The organism is Aromatoleum evansii, assembly GCF_045689615.1.
Taxonomy (GTDB): domain Bacteria; phylum Pseudomonadota; class Gammaproteobacteria; order Burkholderiales; family Rhodocyclaceae; genus Aromatoleum; species Aromatoleum evansii.
This window is the reverse complement of the sequence record NZ_CP141259.1, coordinates 2,499,595-2,518,781: the sequence shown is the minus strand read 5'-3', so window position 1 is coordinate 2,518,781 and position 19,187 is coordinate 2,499,595. Positions and strand designations below refer to the sequence as shown.

The 19,187-nt window shown below is 62.5% G+C and carries 16 protein-coding genes; 13 read left to right on the top strand and 3 right to left on the bottom strand.

What is annotated here, in order from left to right; translation table 11 throughout:
- The first annotated feature begins 1 nt into the window (after position 1).
- From U5817_RS11800 to U5817_RS11755, 10 genes are all read left to right on the top strand, one after another.
- Positions 2-3,175, top strand: a complete 3,174-nt coding sequence (locus U5817_RS11800) for an efflux RND transporter permease subunit (protein ID WP_018992655.1) — start codon at positions 2-4, stop codon at positions 3,173-3,175.
- A 119-nt stretch (positions 3,176-3,294) separates the two neighbouring features.
- Positions 3,295-4,515, top strand: a complete 1,221-nt coding sequence (locus tag U5817_RS11795; protein WP_026296315.1) for a TolC family protein — start codon at positions 3,295-3,297, stop codon at positions 4,513-4,515.
- The gene (locus tag U5817_RS11790; protein WP_157354173.1) at positions 4,512-5,081 is read left to right on the top strand and encodes a hypothetical protein; all 570 of its coding nucleotides are present in this window, start codon (positions 4,512-4,514) and stop codon (positions 5,079-5,081) included. The genes U5817_RS11795 and U5817_RS11790 overlap by 4 nt, the downstream gene beginning before the upstream one ends.
- A gap of 23 nt (positions 5,082-5,104) precedes the next feature.
- Positions 5,105-6,259 carry an efflux RND transporter periplasmic adaptor subunit gene (locus U5817_RS11785; protein WP_051092363.1) on the top strand — a complete coding sequence of 385 codons (1,155 nt, stop codon included), beginning with the start codon at positions 5,105-5,107 and terminating at the stop codon, positions 6,257-6,259.
- A gap of 9 nt (positions 6,260-6,268) precedes the next feature.
- Positions 6,269-9,388, top strand: a complete 3,120-nt coding sequence (locus U5817_RS11780) for an efflux RND transporter permease subunit (protein ID WP_018992659.1) — start codon at positions 6,269-6,271, stop codon at positions 9,386-9,388.
- Between the two features lie 48 nt (positions 9,389-9,436).
- Positions 9,437-9,817: a hypothetical protein gene (locus tag U5817_RS11775; protein WP_018992660.1), complete on the top strand. Its 381-nt coding sequence runs from the start codon at positions 9,437-9,439 to the stop codon at positions 9,815-9,817.
- A 163-nt stretch (positions 9,818-9,980) separates the two neighbouring features.
- Positions 9,981-10,262, top strand: a complete 282-nt coding sequence (locus U5817_RS11770; RefSeq protein WP_407280867.1) for a hypothetical protein — start codon at positions 9,981-9,983, stop codon at positions 10,260-10,262.
- Between the two features lie 198 nt (positions 10,263-10,460).
- Entirely contained in the window at positions 10,461-10,766 is a 306-nt protein-coding gene (locus U5817_RS11765; RefSeq protein WP_018992661.1) for a hypothetical protein, read from the top strand.
- A gap of 238 nt (positions 10,767-11,004) precedes the next feature.
- Complete coding sequence (locus tag U5817_RS11760; protein ID WP_018992662.1) at positions 11,005-11,214, top strand: hypothetical protein; 210 nt, start codon at positions 11,005-11,007, stop codon at positions 11,212-11,214.
- A 205-nt stretch (positions 11,215-11,419) separates the two neighbouring features.
- Positions 11,420-11,776, top strand: a complete 357-nt coding sequence (locus U5817_RS11755) for an ABC transporter permease subunit (RefSeq protein WP_018992663.1) — start codon at positions 11,420-11,422, stop codon at positions 11,774-11,776.
- Positions 11,777-11,828: 52 nt separating this feature from the next.
- On the opposite strand, the gene U5817_RS11750 is transcribed toward U5817_RS11755, so the two are convergent.
- The 3 genes from U5817_RS11750 to U5817_RS11740 form a co-directional block, all read right to left on the bottom strand.
- A complete protein-coding gene (locus U5817_RS11750) occupies positions 11,829-13,193 on the bottom strand; it encodes a hypothetical protein (protein ID WP_198292343.1) in 1,365 nt (454 codons plus the stop codon).
- A 154-nt stretch (positions 13,194-13,347) separates the two neighbouring features.
- Positions 13,348-13,953 carry a ubiquinol-cytochrome c reductase iron-sulfur subunit gene (gene petA / locus U5817_RS11745; protein ID WP_040395781.1) on the bottom strand — a complete coding sequence of 202 codons (606 nt, stop codon included), beginning with the start codon at positions 13,951-13,953 and terminating at the stop codon, positions 13,348-13,350.
- A gap of 436 nt (positions 13,954-14,389) precedes the next feature.
- Positions 14,390-14,836: a hypothetical protein gene (locus U5817_RS11740; RefSeq protein WP_198292344.1), complete on the bottom strand. Its 447-nt coding sequence runs from the start codon at positions 14,834-14,836 to the stop codon at positions 14,390-14,392.
- A gap of 628 nt (positions 14,837-15,464) precedes the next feature.
- Between U5817_RS11740 and U5817_RS11735 the strand changes: the two genes are divergently transcribed.
- The 3 genes from U5817_RS11735 to U5817_RS11725 all read left to right on the top strand — a co-directional run bounded on the left by U5817_RS11735 (position 15,465) and on the right by U5817_RS11725 (position 19,176).
- The gene (locus U5817_RS11735) at positions 15,465-17,723 is read left to right on the top strand and encodes a heavy metal translocating P-type ATPase (protein ID WP_232429035.1); all 2,259 of its coding nucleotides are present in this window, start codon (positions 15,465-15,467) and stop codon (positions 17,721-17,723) included.
- A gap of 143 nt (positions 17,724-17,866) precedes the next feature.
- Positions 17,867-18,709, top strand: coding sequence for a class I SAM-dependent methyltransferase (locus tag U5817_RS11730; RefSeq protein WP_198292345.1), 843 nt, complete (start codon positions 17,867-17,869; stop codon positions 18,707-18,709).
- Positions 18,706-19,176, top strand: a complete 471-nt coding sequence (locus tag U5817_RS11725; protein ID WP_040395782.1) for a hypothetical protein — start codon at positions 18,706-18,708, stop codon at positions 19,174-19,176. The genes U5817_RS11730 and U5817_RS11725 overlap by 4 nt, the downstream gene beginning before the upstream one ends.
- Positions 19,177-19,187 lie beyond the last annotated feature (11 nt).

Genomic DNA, 19,187 nt, shown 5'->3' with positions numbered 1-19,187 from the left:
CATGCTCGGCCGGCTGATCGACTGGTCTTCCCGCAACATTTTCCTGATTTTGCTCGGGACACTGTTCCTGATTGGTGGCGGGATCTACGCGGTCAAAAATACGCCGCTCGACGCGCTGCCGGATTTGTCGGACGTTCAGGTCATCGTCTTCACCGACTTCCCGGGCCAGGCGCCGCAAGTCGTCGAGGACCAGGTAACTTACCCGCTTACCACCTCGATGCTTGCGGTGCCGCGCGCGAAAGTCGTGCGCGGCTTCTCGATGTTCGGCGCGTCGTATGTCTATGTGATCTTCGAGGACGGCACCGATATCTACTGGGCGCGCTCGCGCGTCCTTGAGTACCTCAGTACCGTTGCCGGCCGGCTACCCGCCGGGGTGGCGCCACAGATCGGCCCGGATGCGACCGGTGTCGGCTGGGTCTATCAGTACGCGATAACCGGCAAGAATTTGTCGCTCGCTGAGACGCGCAGCTTGCAGGACTGGTACGTGCGCTACCAACTGACGAAGGCCGGCGGTGTGTCCGAAGTCGCGAGCATCGGCGGCTTCGTGCGCGAATATCAGGTCACCGTCGATCCCCACCGGCTTGCGACCTTCGGCCTTGCGCTTGACGAGGTCAGCAAGGTGATCCGCGACTCGAACCGCGACGTCGGTGGGCGTGTCATCGAGATGGCTGAAAAAGAATTCATGATCCGCGGTCGCGGTTACCTGCGGGGCGTGCAGGACATCGAGGCGCTCGTTCTGAAGACCGTAGGTGGCACTCCCGTGCGCATCGTCGATGTCGCACGGGTCGAGCTGGTTCCGGCCGAGCGCCGCGGTATCGCCGAGCTCAACGGCGAAGGCGAAGTGGCGTCCGGCATCGTCATGGCGCGATTTGGCCAGAACGCCCTCGATGTGATCGCCAACGTCAAGGCGAAGATCGCTGAGATCACGCCCGGGTTGCCCGAGGGGACCGAGATTGTCCCCGTCTATGATCGCTCGACGCTGATCGAGCGCGCGATCGCGAACCTGAAATGGACGCTGCTCGAGGAAAGCCTGATCGTCGCCGCGGTCTGCGTGATCTTCCTTCTGCATGTGCGCAGTGCGCTCGTTGCCATCATCACACTACCGCTTGGCATCTTGATCGCATTCATCGCGATGCGCTCGCTCAATTTGGGCTCAAATATCATGAGCCTCGGTGGCATCGCGATTGCGATCGGTGCGATGGTTGACGCTGCGATCGTCATGATCGAAAACGCCCACAAACGCATAGAGCACCTCCCCGAGGGAGCGACGCAGACGCAGCGCCGTGAGGCAATTATCCGTGCCTGCAAGGAAGTCGGCCCGGCACTGTTCTTCTCGCTCCTGATCATCACCGTCTCCTTCCTGCCCGTGTTTACGCTCGAAGGCCAGGAAGGCCGTATGTTCTCGCCGCTCGCGTTCACGAAGACCTTCGCGATGGCCGGCGCGGCACTGTTGTCCGTGACGCTCGTGCCGGTGTTGATGCTGTTCTTCGTGCGCGGCCGCATCCTGCCGGAGGCGAAGAATCCGGTGAACCGGGTGCTGATCTGGCTCTATCGTCCGATCATCGCCTGGGTGATGCGCCACAAGGTCCTCACGATCGTGGCCGCACTGGTGACGATGGCGGCAACTGTTTTTCCGGCGCGACAACTCGGCTCGGAGTTCATGCCGACACTCAACGAAGGCACGCTGTTCTACATGCCTGCGGCACTGCCTGGAATGTCGGTGACCGAAGCGGGTCGCCTGCTCGCGACGACGAACCGCATCATCAAGACTTTCCCCGAAGTCGAGTCTGTGTATGGCAAGGCCGGGCGTGCGCTGTCGGCGACCGACCCGGCGCCGCTCGAGATGTTCGAGACGGTCGTCAACCTCAAACCGCAAGCCGAGTGGCGCCCCGGCATGACGACCGACAAGCTGATCGCCGAGATGGACGCCGCGCTGAAATTTCCCGGCGTCGCGAACTCGTGGACGATGCCGATCAAGGCGCGCCTCGACATGCTTTCAACCGGGATCCGGACCCCGATCGGTGTCAAGGTGTTCGGCAAGGATCTGGACACCATCGAGAAGGTTGCGAAAGCGATTGAGGCGGCGGTCAGGAACGTCCCGGGTGCGAGTAGCGCGTACGCCGAGCGCGTTACCGGCGGCTATTACGTCGACATCGTGCCACTGCGCGATCAACTCGCGCGCTACGGCCTGTCGGTCGGGGCCGTGCAGGAAGTTGTCGCAACCGCGCTGGGCGGCGACATGGTGACGACGGCGGTCGAGGGCCTCGAGCGATACAACGTCAGCGTGCGGTATCCGCGCGATCTGCGCGATGACCCGCAACGCATTGCCGCCGAAGTGTATGTGCCGACCATGAGCGGACCGATTCCCCTCGGCCAGCTCGCGGAGATCCGGCTCACGCGCGGTTCGCCTGGCATTCGAACCGAAAATGCGCTGCTGGCTGCCTATGTCTATGTGGACACCCGTGATGCCGACCTTGGTGCGTTCGTCAAACGTGCACAGCAAGCGGTCGCCGAGCAAGTCACATTCCCGCCTGGCTATTACGCCACCTGGAGTGGTCAGTTCGAGTACATGGAGCGAGCGAAGGAGAAGATGAAGATTGTGCTGCCGCTGACAATCGGCCTCATCTTCGTGCTTCTGTATCTCAATTTCCGACGTCTCACTGAAACATTGATCGTGATGCTGTCGGTTCCGTTCGCTCTCATTGGCGGCGTGTGGCTGATGTGGTGGCTAAATTATCAGATCAGTGTGGCGGTCGCGGTTGGGTTCATTGCGCTGGCCGGTGTCGCTGCCGAGACAGGGGTGATCATGCTGATCTATCTCGACCATGCATGGGAGGCGATCAAGGCGAAGCGTGTTGCCGACGGCCAAGAGCCCTCAGTCGTAGACCTCTATGAGGCCATCATGGAGGGCGCCGTCGAGCGTGTGCGGCCAAAGATGATGACTGTCGTTGCCATCATGGCGGGTCTGCTGCCAATCATGTGGAGTAGCGGCACCGGGTCCGAGGTCATGAGCCGCATTGCAGCGCCGATGGTCGGGGGGATGATTTCGTCGACCGTTCTGACCCTCGGCGTGATCCCGGCGCTCTATGCGTTGGTCAAACAGTGGCAACTGAGACGAGGCCGCGAAGTGCGGCCCGCGTCGGACGCCCCAGCCCCCGTCGCCGCGAACATATGAGCAGCAAGAATACACAGGTTACCCGCGCCAGACGGGTAAGCAGCGCCATGCCGTCACTGCATACTGCCGCCCGGACAGTCGCCGAGATATTGTCGATGACTTTTCGGCGGACACGCTCGATGCGCCGCATCGTGCTGCTCGGGCTCGCAGTCTCATGTCCCGCCGCAGCCCAGCAGGCCGCTCTTCACGCGTCAGGAGAGGCCGGTACGCAGAGCATCCGGCACGCTGTCGAAGCGGCATGGCAGCGTAGTGCAGACGGTCGTGCAGCGGCAGCCCGGCGCGACGAAGCGGTTGCTCGGCGCGATGCTGCAACCAGCTGGACGCCCGAACCGCCCACCTTCACGCTGTCTCAGCGCAGTGACCGCCTCCACCGCAATGACGGCCAGCACGAGGTCGAGGCGGAGTTGGAGGTGCCGTTGTGGATGCCCGGGACACGTGCTGCTGCCTCGGCACTTGCAGACGCGCAAGGCGATGAACTGGAAGCGCGTTTGGCGCTGGCCCGACTGAAACTCGCCGGCGAAGTGCGTGAAGCCGTGTGGTCATTGCGGCTTGCGCAAAACGATCTGGACGCGAACCAGCGCCGCGTCGCCGAGGCCGAAGTACTCGCCGCCGATGTGCAGCGTCGGGTCGTGGCCGGCGACCTCGCCCGCATCGATGCCAACAGTGCGCAGGCTGCAGTGCAGCAGGCCCGTGCGGCAATGGCCGAAGCACGGGCCCGCCTGCTGCGCGAGCAGAGGCTCTATTCGGCATTGACGGGCCTTCCCCAACCCCCCGTGGATCGCGAAGCGGATACGGTGGCAGCCGAACTCGACAGTCATCCGGCCCTGATCGCCAGACGCCGTGCTGCAGAACTGGCGCGCGCTCACCTCCACCAAGCCAGCACGGCAACTCGCGACGCACCTGAGCTCATCCTCGGAGTGACCAGCGAACGCGGGGAGTTCGGTGAGCGCTATACGAACACAACCACGGTCGGCATCCGTGTGCCCTTTGGCACCGATGCACGCAATCGCCCGCAGATCAGCGCTGCGAATGCGGAACTCATCGACGCGGAGACGACATTCGCGCTCGAGCGCGAACGCCTCCGCGCAGAACTCGATGCCACCCGCGACGAATTTGATCAGGCTCGTCGCGTCGAGTCCTTTGCCGCCGAGCGTGCTCGCCTTGCGGCAGACAGCCGGCAACTGGTTGCCAAAGCTTTCGAACTCGGCCAAGTGGATCTTCCGACCCGTCTGCGCGCCGAGAACGAATATTTCGATGCTGAACTTGCGCTAAGCCGCGCGCGTAGCGAAGCCGGCCGAGCCGCTTCCCGATTCCAACAAGCCAACGGACTGTTGCCATGAACCCCGATTCACGTTCCATACCATCAGTTGTCCGCCGGCTTCTGCTGCTATTGATGTTTATTATTGCTGCTCCGGCATTTTCTGGGCCAGGGCATGACGGTGGCCACGAGGAGGAGGGGGGGCAGTCTGTCGCGGTGGATTCGGTAGAACCGCGGTTCGAGGCGCACTCCGACCTTTTCGAAGTTGTCGGCATCCTAAATAGTGGTGCATTGGTGCTGTCGCTGGACACTTACGCGACGAACGAGCCTGTCTCGGGCGCGCAGGTCGAACTCGAATCAGGAGCCTACAAGGCCACGGGGGAGTTCGACTCGGATCGGGGGCTCTACCGCTTCGCCGACGTCCCATTCAATGCGACCGGGACCTATCCGGTGACGCTGACCATTACCGCGGGCAACGAGGTGGATTTGCTCGCCGCCGATCTCATCGTGCGCCCGGCCTCGGCTGCGTCCGCGTCCGTCATGAACGGTACGCCTAGTTCGGGCAGCTGGCTGTGGTGGGGTGTGGGGGGGGTAGGTGCCATTGCTGCACTCGCCTTCGGTCTGCGTCGCCGCCGTGCGGTGGCCTGAGAAACGCTCACGGAAACTGATCCATGAAGAAGTCTTCCCACTTGCGGTTGTGCCGCACGCTACCCCCTGTTCGCTCCGCCCTGCTGATTTTCATGCTCGTCAGCGGCGTTTCCGGTACAGCGTTTGGCGACGCCGGACATGACCATGGTAATGAACCGCCTGTTGTCGCCAACCCGAACGCGCCCAAGCGCCTGCCTGACGGTTCCGTTTTCTTGCCCAAGTTGTCGCAGCGTCAACTTGGGGTGCGTACTGTGCTCGCCGAATCGCAATCCCTGCCGCAGACTTGGCAGTGGGTCGGTAAGGTTGTGATGGATCCCAACGCAGGCGGCAAGGTTCAGCCCACGATCGACGGCCGTATCGAGGCCGGCCCAGGTGGTCTGCCGGTGTTAGGCCAGACAGTGCGCAAGGGCGAAGTGCTGGCACGTGTCAGCCCCATTGCGAATCCGATCGAACGAGCCGAACAGAACGCCCAAGCTGCCGAATTGCGTGCGAATTTGGAGATTGCCAAGAAGCAGCTCACCCGCCTGCAGGAATTGGAAGGTAGCGTGCCACGCAAGGAAATCGAGGCGGCACAGGCCGAGGTACGTAGCCTCGGAGAGCGCCTCGCCGCGGTCGCTGGCAGCCTGAGCAACGCCGAGGCCCTCGTCGCCCCCGTCTCGGGCGTCATCGCCACAAGCAGCGTCGTCGCTGGTCAGGTCGTCGAGGCTCGCGAAGTGCTGTTCGAGATCGTCGATCCCGCGCGTTTGCAGGTCGAGGCTATCGCGCACGATGCCGCACAGGCGCAAGGCGTGGCCCATGCCTCGGCCTCCGTGGATGGCGGCCGGACCGCCTTCCCCCTGGCATGGGTGGGTGCCAGCCGCGCGCTGCGCGAACAGAGTCTGCCGGTGCTGTTCCGGACGGTCGAAGGCAAGGCGCCGCCGCTCGCCGTCGGGCAACCGCTGCAGGTCATCGTGCAGACGCGCGAGCAGATCAGCGGCGTCCCCGTCCCCGCTGCCGCACTGGTGAAGAATCCGGCCAACCAGGAGATCGTCTGGGTGCACACCTCGGCCGAACGCTTCGTGCCGCGCACCGTGCGCCACCATCCGCTCGATGGCGCGACCGTCAGCGTCACCGACGGCCTTACCTCTGGCGACCGGGTTGTCGTCCAGGGGGCGCCGCTGGTCAATCAGGTGCGCTGAGGACGATTCATGTTCGATTGGCTTGTCAATCAGTCCCTACGTAACCGCCTGCTGGTGCTCGCGCTTGCCACCGTGATGATGCTCTACGGTGGTCTGACGCTCACCCGCACGCCGGTCGACGTTTTTCCCGATCTCAATCGCCCGCAAGTCACGCTGCAGATCGAGGCCGGCGGCATGGCCCCCGAAGAGGTCGAGCAGCTCATCACGATCCCACTCGAAGTGTCGATGAGCGGCCTGCCGGGTGTGAGTTCCGTACGCTCAGTCTCCTCCGTTGGCCTCGCTTTCGTGTATGTGAGCTTCAACTGGGGCGTCGACGTCTACCGAGCCCGCCAAATCGTCAATGAGCGTTTCACCACCGTTCGCGACCAACTGCCCCAAGGCATCGAACACGCCGCAATGGGGCCGATCAGCTCGATCATGGGCGAGATCCTGTTGATCGCGATTCCGATCGACCCCGCGAAGATCGACCCGATGGCTACGCGCGAGTACGCCGATTTCGTGCTACGCCCGCGCCTGCTGTCGGTCCCCGGCGTCGCCCAGGTGATCCCGATTGGCGGTGAAGTGCGTCAGTACCAAGTGCAGCCGGACACTGCACGCATGGCTGCGCTGGGTGTTACGGTGGATGACATCGCTGGCGCACTGAAGGGCTTCTCGGCGAATACCAGCGGAGGCTTCCTCGAACTCAATGCACGCGAATACCTCATCCGTCACATCGGCCACACAACGCGCCTTGCGGACCTCGAGCGTCTGCCGGTCGCGTCCCGCGACGGGCGCAGCATCCTGCTCAAGCAAGTCGCGTCGGTTACTTTCGCTCCGGCGATCAAGCGTGGCGACGCGGGTTTCAATGGCGAGCCGGCAGTAATCCTCTCGGTCCAGAAGCAGCCCGACGCCGACACCGTGAAGCTCACGCGGGAGATCGAATCGGCGCTTGGCGAGCTGAAGAAATCCCTGCCTGCGGGCATGGAAGAACCGCGCGTGACCTTCCGGCAGGCGAATTTCATTGAGTCATCAATCGGAAACCTCAAGGGCAAGCTTATTGCTGCGTCGACAATCGTTGCAGTGGTGCTCTACCTCTTCCTCGCCAACCTGCGTACAACGCTGATCTCGCTCGTTGCAATTCCGGCGTCGATTCTGACGACCGTGTTGGTGTTCCGCTACTTCGGCATGTCGATCAACACGATGACGCTGGGCGGCCTGGCGATCGCGATCGGCGAACTGGTCGACGACGCCGTCGTCGGTGTCGAAAACGTCCTGCGGCGCTTAAAACAGGAACGTCAGCGCGGCGCCGAGGGCCATTCGCGCCTAAGTCCGCTGGAAGTGATTGGAAAGGCAACGCTGGAGGTGCGCTCCGCAATCGTCTACGCGACCTTCATCATCGTGCTGGTATTCGTGCCCCTTTTCGCGCTGCCAGGTATCGAGGGGCGGCTTTTCCTGCCCCTTGGCGTTGCATACATCACCTCGATTCTCGCCTCGATGTTGGTATCCGTAACGCTGACCCCCGTGATGGCCTTTTACCTGCTGCCGCGTATGAAGAGCCTCGGGCACGGCGACCCCAAGCTCGTTCAGTGGCTCAAGGCGCGTTACGCGGCTACCCTCGCCTGGTGCTTCGAGCACGCCCGCATGCTGCTCGCCGCCGCGGCCGTTGCAATTGCTGCCGCGCTGGCACTGGTGCCGTTCTTCCCGACGACCTTCCTGCCGCCCTTCAATGAAGGCACCGTGCTCGTCGGTCTGCGTCTGAACCCCGGGACCACGCTCACCGAGTCAGTGCGCATTGCGCAGCAGGCGGAAATGCTGATTCGCGAGGTGCCCGAAGTGGTACACGTCGGGCGCCGCTCGGGCCGCGCCGAGATGGATGAGCATGCCGAAGGCGTGCATTCCTCGGAACTGGATATCCAGCTTCGCCCAAGCGAACGACCGCTCGACGCGGTGTATGCTGACATCCGTGCGCGGCTGGTGAGTCTGCCGGCGGCGATCGGCATCGGCCAGCCGATCAGCCACCGCATCGATCACCTGCTCTCCGGGGTGCGCGCACAGATCGCGATCAAGATCTTTGGTGATGACCTCGACACCCTGCGCGCCCAAGCCGACGCACTGCGTGGTCGCCTCGCCGGCATCTCGGGTCTGGCCGACCTCGAGATCGAAAAACAGGTGCTCACGCCGCAGATCAAGGTGCGCGTCGATTTCGACGCGGCCGAAACCTACGGCCTGCCGCCCTCGAAACTGCTCGAGGAATTGAAGATGCTGGTCGATGGCGAGCGCATCACCCAGGTCATCGAAGGTAACCGCCGCTTCAACCTGGTGCTGCGCCTGCCCGACGCCGCGCGCTCGGTCGACGGCCTCGCCAACGTCCTCATCGACACGCCGAGCGGTCGCGTTCCGCTCTCGAAACTTGCGCGCATCGACGACTCCGATGGTCCGAATCAGATCAGCCGCGACGACGGCAAGCGTCGCATCGTTCTCTCCGCTAACGCATCGCAGCGCCCGCTCTCGGACGTTATCGCCGATATCCGAACGGTAATCGCTGATACGCCGTTACCGGAAGGCTACTTCATCGACTTGGGCGGCCAGTTCGAGGCGCAGGAGGAGTCCAGCCGCCTGATCGGCCTGCTGTCGCTGGTGTCAGCTGCGATGGTTTTCCTCGTGCTCTACAGCCGCTACAAGAGCACCGCGCTCGCGCTGATGATCATGGCCAATATCCCGCTCGCGCTAGTCGGCTCGGTGATTGGCCTGTGGCTTTCCGGCCAGCCGCTGTCGGTCGCGGCGCTGATCGGCTTCATTACGCTCGCGGGTATCTCCACGCGCAACGGCATCCTCAAGGTCAGTCATTACATCAACCTGTGCGCCTTTGAGGAAGAAAAATTCGATCAGAAGATGCTGATCCGCGGTTCGCTCGAGCGCCTGACCCCGGTGCTCATGACCGCGCTGGTCGCTGCCTTCGCGCTCGCGCCGCTGCTCTTCGAGGCCGAGCAACCGGGCACCGAAATCCTGCACCCGGTCGCGGTCGTGATCTTTTCGGGTCTGATCAGCTCAACGCTCCTCGATACCTTCCTCACGCCAGCGATTGTTTGGCTCTTCGGGCGCACGCCAATTGAACGGCTGGTCGAAGATTCTGGCAAAGACGCCTTCTGACCCTCATCCTCTCTAGCCTCGCTCACACCCAATCTCAAGGAGACATACGTGAAAGCACTAAAAACCCTTGTCGCTGTCACGGCCATTCTCAGCGCCTCGGCTGTGTTCGCCGGAGCCGGTCATGACCTGACGCCGAAGCACGGCGGCGTCGCCGCCGAAGCTGGTGGTGTGGTCTTTGAACTCGTCGCCACATCTGACGCGCTTACCCTACATGTCGATGACCACGGCCAGAAAATCGACACCGCAGGTGCCTCCGGGAAGGTCACGTTACTCGCCGGTGCGGACAAGAAGGAGGCAATTCTGAGCCCGGCCGGCGATAACAAGCTCGAAGCAAAGGGGGCTTACAAACTGGCTTCCGGGACCAAGGCGGTCGCAGTGGTTACGCTGCCTGGCAAATCGCCTGCGACGGCAAGGTTCGCGATTAAGTGAGCAGGATTGCGTGCGAAGCAGGCTGAATTAATAACGCATATGTAATCCGCTCGCCATGTTCATGACAGGTGGCGGCGGGTAGTCTGTGTTCTCGAAACCGGCGTGGCAGGAGCGCGGTAGACGCCTCATGTCACAGGATTGACTTGTCCCTCAGGGGGGTGGCATGACCTTCAAGACTTTATTGTTCTCCAGCTTACTTGCTGCTACCGCAACGATGGCCATTGGTGCAGAGCATTCCGTGGATCCGCAGCCCAACGTTGCGGCTGAACAGACGAAAAGCGAAAGCGTCGAGAACCAGGCTCCGCAACTGAAGACGCGGCATGACCATGCAGCTGAGCGACTGGGGGTTACAGCCAATACGCCGGCAGATCCAGTGTCCGACAAGTCCACAACGCCACGAAGCCAACAGACGAAGCAGCACGATCATATGCGTGATATGAAGTAGGGTGTGCCCCCAATCAATTTGCACGGGACGTCATTACCCAGAGGGGGCAGTTGACGAGTGCAACGCACCCCGAACACTCGAACACTGAAGCGTCACACTGCACTTGGCCCTCACTTTGCCTGTGACTGCCTAGACGATCAGGTTGAGGACGGCGGCGCGTTGAGTCTTCATGACGTTAAATAGCGATAGGAGGACAAAGTGAACGACAAGGATTTGCAAGCGCATACGAATCACTTGCGGGAAACCTACCAGGCACAGCTCGATCTGTCGCGCTCCTGTTGTGATCTTGGTTTGAAATGCTGCAAGGGATTCGCTGACTTGAGCACGGATGCCACGAATGGTGCGCTTGCTCTCGCGGAAGCCGGTCGTGAATTATTCCTTGACAACGGCCTGTCGAAATACATTGCGGAGAGCAGCGGAATCGGCATGTCTCTGTGGTCCGCTTGGTGGTCAACTGGAGTAGAAATCCAAAAGGGCATCATTAACAGCCTGTCGAAGCAGTAAGTGAGGGCGTGAGACGCGATCACGTTTAAGGCGCGGCATCTCGAAAGTGAGGCGCGACTAGAAAACGTGCCGCGTCACAGTCACCTATGCTTGCAGCGCAACCGTTTTCCGACCGAGCCCCGGCGTGGTGGCCACGTGGGCCTGCGCAGCGAATTCAGTCGGGCTTGTCGACTTCCACCTCACGTAGCCGAAGTGCATGGGTGGTGGGGGTGTCGGATTCGAACTCCGGAACGCGATCATGTATGTGCTCGAGGGCGACAAGAGCGCGGCCTCGCGCGAGTTGTTGAGCCGGTTCACCGCGCCTTATTACCTGCTGCACGGCACGGACGGAAAACTCGGAACTGGCATCCGGCTCCTAGACTGCGGCGATATGATGATCACGATGGACGTTCCAACCGACTTCGAGAAGTCGCTGCTGCGCGGCAAGCCGGCCGCCGTACATCCATAGGCGGATACTGCGGATACCACCAATTCGTCGCTCGTCCTGCTTTCTGCGGCCTATGCAGTGCATATAACAGGCCAGTTCGGAACGGCACTCGCGCTCGCTTGTCTGGGCGCGGGGACCCTTGAGACGCTGCCGGTCATTCGTGAGGAGCAGTGTGCCTGGTTCAACCCGAATCAAAACTCTGGTTTTTCCCATCGCCGAACTGCTGATGATGGCGATGCTTCTGCTGTCGTGCGGGACGGTTGCGCGCGAGAAGGAACGCGGGACCATCGAGCAGCTGCTGCTGGTTTCGCCGCTCACGCCGCTGCAGATCCTGGTGCCCAAGGTGCTCGCGATGACGCTCGTCGTTCTGGCCGGGTCGATGATGAGCGTCTTCGCCGTCCTCGGGCCCGTCTTTCACGTGCTGATCAAGGGTAGCCTGACGCTGTTCTTTGCGCTGACGGCGTTGTCCGGCTTCACGTCGTCGCGACTGGAGCACTTCATCGCCACCGTGCCTCGGACCCTGCTTCTGGGCGGGGCGGTATTCTGCGTCGGCGTCTGGCGCATCCGGCGGCAATTCGAGTAGGGGGCTGCGCAAGTTGGTCGAAATGCTTCATCGCCCCCCCACCTTGTCTCAATCAGAAAATGAACCAGACGTAGCCGAAGAGCAGGTTGTTGTCCGATGCGTCGCGGCCGAAGCCGTTGTAGTTGTTGCGGGCACCGTTGAAGCGCGAGTACGCGGTGTATCGCAGCCCGAGCTTCAGGTTCTGTGTGTCCTTGAGCGGCAGGTAGTTGAGTTCCGCGATCCAGCCGCGGTTGTCAGGACTGCCGCTCGCGCTGCCCATGGCGCTCGGGCCGTCGGCCATGCCGTACTTCAGCATGTCGCGGTCGCCCTGCGTGTCGAAGTAGCCCACGCCGAGACCGACGCGGCGCTGCCAGTAGTAATGAACATTGGCCTTGAAGGTCCGCAGCTTGTCGGATGCGTTGGAGGCCATGCCCATCGGGAAGCTTGCGTCCCAATCGCGCGTCTCGCGCATCCACGTGGCGTCGGCGGTGAACGTGTGAACGGCGCCAATATACTGGTACTGGGCTTCCAGGGCCACGTCGCGAAAGCGATCGGTCGGGCCGCTTGGCTCATCTTCATCAGGGAAGATGTTCACAATGATTCCCTTGATGCCGGCGGCAAAGCTCTGATTGCCCATTTCACGGTTGAACATCAGATGCCAGTATGGGGCATGGCCGTCGACCACCGTTTCGGTCGGCACGCCCGCGCTGAATGGACGCAGCACCCCCTTCCTGGCCGTGCGATAGACGCCAATTTCGCCGTACAGGATGTTGTCCCAGAAGCCATACAGCCCCAGCCCGGCCGCTTGGCCGGCGAGGGCCATGTCGAGCGCCGGTGCGACCTCCGGCATGATTCCGGCGTCCTCGAGATGAGGGAAAGACCACATCGGGGCGCTGTTCCAGACGTCCTGTACGCCGGGTGAGTTGTTGAGCGTCACGCCGAAGAGCAGCTCCTTGTTCCTCAGCATTGTGCTGCTCGCATAGCGGATATCGGCCATCTCGATCGCCCAGCGCCGCTCGATACCGTCGTAGCCGTACTGGACGAAGGCTCCGGTCGAGTCGGTGATCTTGCCGGCGTAGTAGACCGCCGCCGTCTGCAGGATCGTCTCGCCGGCGCGTGGGAAGTCCTCCGACGGATCGGACGCGCGGGAGTCGCGGATCGAGCTGTGCGAGCCAATCAGCGAGCCCGACAGCGGCAGGTTGAACGGGAAATTGTTGTCGTCGAGCTGGTTACCCAGGCTGTAGCCGCGCAGCTTGAACTGCCGACCGAACGCCGTAAGCTCGGGGAAGACAGTATGGCACGACGCGCATGGCTGTCCAGTCTGGCGCCCGAAGCTCGGCACCGCCTGTGCCGGGGCGCTCAACAGCAGGAACAACAGCGCCGCGGCTGCCGCCTGCATCATGGCCTGAATAAGGCTTGCGGTTCTTGACTTGTTCACGATTCCCCCTCTTTTTCTTGCGAGTAGTGAGCGGTATTGCTCGGGCCAGCGGATTCGATTACGACACCCCCTCGGTGCGATCGCCCGTGTTGATGCCCTGCCTCCCGTGCCAAGGATGGGCGAGCGCGCCCATCGATCCCATGTGTGTCTGCGGTCATGCGCCCGAATCGTCTTGGCCGATCAGCAATCGCGTATCGGACAGGTACTTGTGCTTCGGGATGACCAAGTTCGATGGGGCCGGCACATGCTTGAAGACCCGGCCCGCGAGATCGAACTTGGAGCCGTGGCAAGGACAGTAATACCCGCCGGGCCAGGGCTGACCGAGGTCTCGCGGCGATAATTCCGGGCGGAAGGTTGGAACGCAGCCCAGGTGCGTACAAAGGCCGATGGCGACGAAAACGTCGGGCTTGATCGAGCGCGTCGCGTTCTGGCAATAGGGTGGCTGTTGCAGCCGCTGCGAGGCGGGGTCGAGCAATAACTCATAGATACGTTCGAGCCCTTCGATCATGTCGGGCGTGCGCCGCAAAATCCATATCGGCTGGCCGCGCCATTCGACGGTGGTCATCTCGCCGTCGCCAAGTTTCGCGATGTTCGCTTCCACGGGCGCGCCGAGGGCCCGCGCTCGGTCGCTCGGCGTCAGACTGACGATGAATGGAACCGCACCCGCCGCCACCGCGGCACCTCCCGCTGCCGAAGTGGCGACCAGTAAGCGGCGGCGCTGTGGGTCGGGGGGCGTGTCAGTGTCGTGCTCTGATCGCATCGTCTCATCTCCCGTGCACTACGCAGCGAACCACTCTACGGTTGGCTGTTCGCGAAACATGCCCACCTGCCAAGCGAAGCTGTCGTTCTTGCGCGTGGGCAAAGGCCGTCCTGAACGGACTCTTCTATGTGACTACATCATGAAACGGTCGAGCTGACGGTGGAGTGACGACAAGGTTACGTTTCCGTCAGCTCCGCGCCATCAATTACACAAGCTTGCGAAAATGTCCGCGGCATGTACGGTTGGAATGGCTGAATTACAACTAGCATATAGAAGCAGTCGTAAGCACGACAAAGGCGGGTAGAACACCGCCGCAATCAAAGACCAGGACGCGAAGACCAATGTGCCGCGATTTCCCCTCCACGCCGTATGCACATGCGATGGAGTGATGCACATGCGGCCATGCGTTATCTCTCAAATGGCAGTGAGGCGCCCGCTACTCCTCGTGAACGAGGACTGCCTTGATTGCGGGGTCGATCGGCCCAACGTCGTGCCATTTTCCGCTGGTGTCGTGCGTCGCGGGCTTGTTGCACATGCCATGGTCGCAATCGACGATCCAGCGCTTCTGAAGCACGCGGGAGCAGAAGCGGTAGTTCACCGCGCCGGGGGGTAAGCCGACGGCAGCGGCGAGCAGACGGCAGACGCAAAGGTGACCGTGGGTCACTGACGATTTTGATTCCATCGAACACCTCTTATCGGTACTTTTTTCCGACGCACCACAGCCAGTCACGAAGTTTGCGAAGCGCGTTTCGGCGGATGCGGATTTCTTCTCACGCCAGCGCAGGTCTTGGAGTTGCTCGCTGCAATTGACCCTTTGCTCGTCCTCGCCGGCGGGTGGCGGGCGGTAGAATCTGGATAATCCACTCGGGAAATCGACATTCATATGGCAAGCGATTTTTAGGCTTGCCGCACCGCGCTTCGGCCAACGCGGGAAACAGTCATGCAACGGCTCAAATTGTAGGAGTCGGATCTTAACGCGGCAATGAAGACAGCATTACATCGCAGTTATCTAATTGTAATTTGCGACACTGATCCACGCGCAACGGTGCATTAGCGTCTGAAGGCCTCGTCGTTCGCGAACCAAAGCGCGGCTTCTCCGCGCTGTATGGCTGCAGGATTACAGAGTTGTAATTGAAGCGTCATGCGCGGGACAGCATGGGCGGGGTAAGCTACAACTCCATCGGATCCAGGGGCGATGGCAATGATCCGACAGGGAGTTTGTAGCCGGCTCGATGGTTCGTCGTGGTGGACTGCAGTGCAGTCAAGACGTCACTCGCTGTACCAAACCGGTTGCGTTCGTTCAGAACAGTCTGGAGTCTGATCGATCAACATTGCGATGCATGGCCGGCTACGCGCTGTGCGCGCCCACCGCGTCGGACGCGCCGTGCCCCACCAGGGAGAATGCCGCCTTGCGACACGATCATCCCCCCCCAAAAGCCTTGGCCTTGCACGATCATTACGATTCCGATAATCCGCGCGATGACGTAGCGACCAAGGATCCAGTGTGCGGCATGACCGTCAAACCGGATTCTCCACATCATGCGAGCCACAATGGTCACGTCTATCACTTCTGCAGCGCAAAGTGTCACGACAAATTCAAGGTGGAGCCGGAGCGTTATCTGAAACCGGCACCGGCATTGCACGTTAGAGCGACGCCGGACGTCGCGGCAGACACTGAATACACCTGCCCGATGCACCCCGAAATCCGCCAGATGGGCCCTGGCACATGCCCGAAATGCGGTATGACGCTCGAACCGGTGCTTCCCGGCGAAGACGAGGGCGACAATCCGGAGCTGACGGAATTTCGCCACCGCTTCTGGTGGACGCTGCCGCTGACAGTCATCGTGACTGCGATCGCGATGTCGGGCGGCATGTTCGATCCGCTGCTCGGACCGGCGCGGCCGTGGGTCGAAATGGCGCTCGCGACGCCGGTCGTGCTTTGGTCCGGCTGGCCGTTCTTCGTTCGTGGCGTGCAGTCGATCCGCAACCGCAGCCCGAACATGTGGACCCTGATCGGCCTCGGAACCGGCGCCGCTTACGTCTATAGCGTGATCGCAACCGTCGCACCCGACGTGTTTCCGCCGTCGTTCCGGATCGGAGAACACGTCGCGGTGTATTTCGAAGCTGCTGCGGTGATCATCTCGCTGACGCTACTCGGCCAGGTCCTCGAACTTAAGGCCCGTTCGGAGACCGGCGCGGCGATTAAGGCGCTGCTCGGGCTCGCGCCGAAGACGGCGCGCCGGATCCGCGAAGACGGCAGCGAGGAGGACATCCCCCTGACCCACGTCCATCCGGGCGACCGCTTGCGCGTGCGTCCAGGCGAGAAGGTGCCGGTCGACGGTGCTGTCGAGGAAGGGGCGAGCGCGGTCGACGAGTCGATGCTGACCGGCGAACCGATCCCGGTGACGAAGCGGCCCGGTGACAAGCTGATCGGCGCGACGCTCAACGCCAGCGGCGCGCTCGTCATGGTCGCGGAGAAGATCGGCTCGCAGACCGTGCTGTCGCAGATCGTGCAGATGGTCGCCCAGGCGCAGCGCTCGCGCGCGCCGATGCAGCGGATGGCCGACCGCGTCGCGGGCTGGTTCGTCGTCGGCGTCGTCGCGATCGCGCTGCTGACGCTGTTCGTCTGGGGCCTCTTCGGGCCGCAGCCGAGTTGGGCGTACGGGCTCATCAACGCGGTCGCCGTGCTGATCATCGCCTGCCCGTGCGCGCTCGGGCTCGCGACACCAATGTCGGTGATGGTCGCGACCGGCAAGGCCGCGACGCACGGCGTGCTGTTCCGCGATGCCGCCGCGATCGAATCGATGCGCCAGGTCGATACGCTGATCGTCGACAAGACCGGCACTCTGACCGAAGGCAAACCCGCGTTCCATGGCGTCGCCGCGGCGCCTGGCTGGACCGAGGCCGAAGTCCTGCGCGTCGCCGCGAGCCTCGACCAGGGCAGCGAACACCCGCTCGCGCATGCAATCGTCGCCGAGGCGAAAAAGCGCGCCCTCGGCCTTAGCACCGCAGGCACCTTTGAATCCTCGTCCGGCATCGGCGTGCGCGGCACGGTCGGCGGACAGCCCGTCGCGCTCGGCAATACCGCGCTGATGAAAGACGAAGGCGTTGACTGGCGGCCGCTCGAGGCACGGGCCGAGGCGTTGCGGCAGGAAGGCGCAAGCGTGATGTTCCTCGCGGTCGCGGGCAGGATCGCCGGACTGCTCGCCGTCTCCGACCCAATCAAGGCGTCGACGGCCGAAGCGCTCGAAGGGCTGCGCGCGACCGGCCTGCGCATCATCATGGCGACCGGCGACGGCCTCACGACCGCGCGCGCGATCGGCCGACAGCTAGGCATCGACGAGTTGCACGGCGAGGTCAAGCCGAAGGACAAGGACGACCTCGTCGCGAAGCTGCAGGCCGAAGGCCGCATCGTCGCGATGGCGGGCGACGGCATCAACGATGCGCCCGCGCTCGCGCGCGCGAATGTCGGCATCGCGATGGGCACCGGCACCGACGTCGCGATGAACAGCGCGCACCTTACGCTCGTCAAGGGCGACCTGCGCGGCATCGCCACCGCGCGCGCGCTGTCCGTAGCAACGGTGCGCAACATGCACCAGAACCTCACGTTCGCGTTCCTGTATAACGCGCTCGGCGTGCCCATCGCGGCTGGCGTGCTATACCCGTTCCTGGGTCTCCTGTTGTCGCCGCTCATCGCGGCGCTGGCGATGAGTCTCAGTTCGGCCTCCGTGGTCGGGAATGCACTAAGACTTCGCACCACAACACTCTGACGCGTTGGCATAGAACGCTTAACAGGGGGTAGGGAAACGATGTCCTCGCATATAACGCGGTCAACATCCCGAGACGTGCTCGTCCCCTAAAAAGTATTCTCGCCCTAGCCAAAGCAGCGCTGTCCTCGCTATCGGAGATTGCCATGAGCCGACGATCAATCGACAACTGGATGTGGATCTGTCCTGCCTTGGCGATCGGTGTGGCAGCAGTCGTCTTGTCGCTGTGGGGACTCACGTGGCCGAGTGCGACGCTTGTTGCCGTTCTGCTCGCCTGTCCGGGAGTGCTGGTTTGGGGCGGCCTGCAGTTGCGCCAGTCAGGCGCCTTTCCCCTTGGCCCGCCCCCCCGCACGGCGGGAATGACTATGGGCTGGGCCGCACCGATCTACGACTGGTACTTCCCCAAACTCGGCCTCGGCAAGGCCTTTCGGATGGAGACGCTGCGCCATGCCGCACTACAGGCAGGCGAGCACGTGCTGGAAGTCGGCTGCGGCACGGGCGTTCTGACCCGGCTCGCCGCAGAAGCGATCGGGGCGTCGGGCGAGGCAATCGGCATTGACGCGGCACCGGCCATGATCGTCGTCGCCCGTGAGAATGCCGCCCGCGCAGGTAGTCGTGCGAGCTTCCAGCTTGCGGCCATCGAAACGCTGCCATTTCCCGACGCCACCTTCGACGTGGTGCTGGCGAGCGCGATGTTGCATCACCTGCCGCCGGAAGCGAAGGAAGCCGGGCTCAAGAGCGTGCGCCGCGTCCTGAAGCCCTCGGGACGTCTTGTCATTGCCGACCTCGACCGGCCGGCGAACCCGCTGTGGTGGTGGCTGCTCTGGCCCTTGTTGGCCATGCCAATGACCGCCGGAAACCTGCGCGGCGAGATTCCCGCTTTTCTGCAGCGAAACGGGTTCGGCTCTGTCCAAATGCAGGGGCGTTGGATGCAGTTGCTGGCTTTCTGGGTGGCACGTTCAGGCTCAACGCAAGGAGAAGGATCATGAAAAAAGAGTACCCACTATTGATTCGGTGCTGGATGGCTGCGCTCGTCATGCTGGTCACGTCGGCGTTCGCCCATGCGGTCGAATTGGGGCAACACATGACGGTGCAAGGGATCGAAGTCTATTACGGGCTCATGCCGGCACAGGTGGCAGGCAAGCATCCGGCACCTCATGAAGAACGCGCCATGCATGGCGGAGTTCCAAGCAAGAAGGATGCATACCATCTGGTCGTCGCGCTCATCGATACGGCTGGGCAACGCATCACCGAGGCCGACGTGCGGGCAAGCGTCGCTGAACTAGGCATGGCGGGTACGCACAAGCGGCTTGAGCCCATGCACATCGACGACGCGCTGAGCTTCGGCGCTTACTTCATCCTGTCCGGTGATGGACCATACCGAATCGCCATCGAGGTTCGACGGCCCGGGATAGCACAGCCGATCGAAGCACTTTTCGAATACCGCCGACGCTAACCGAGAGCTAT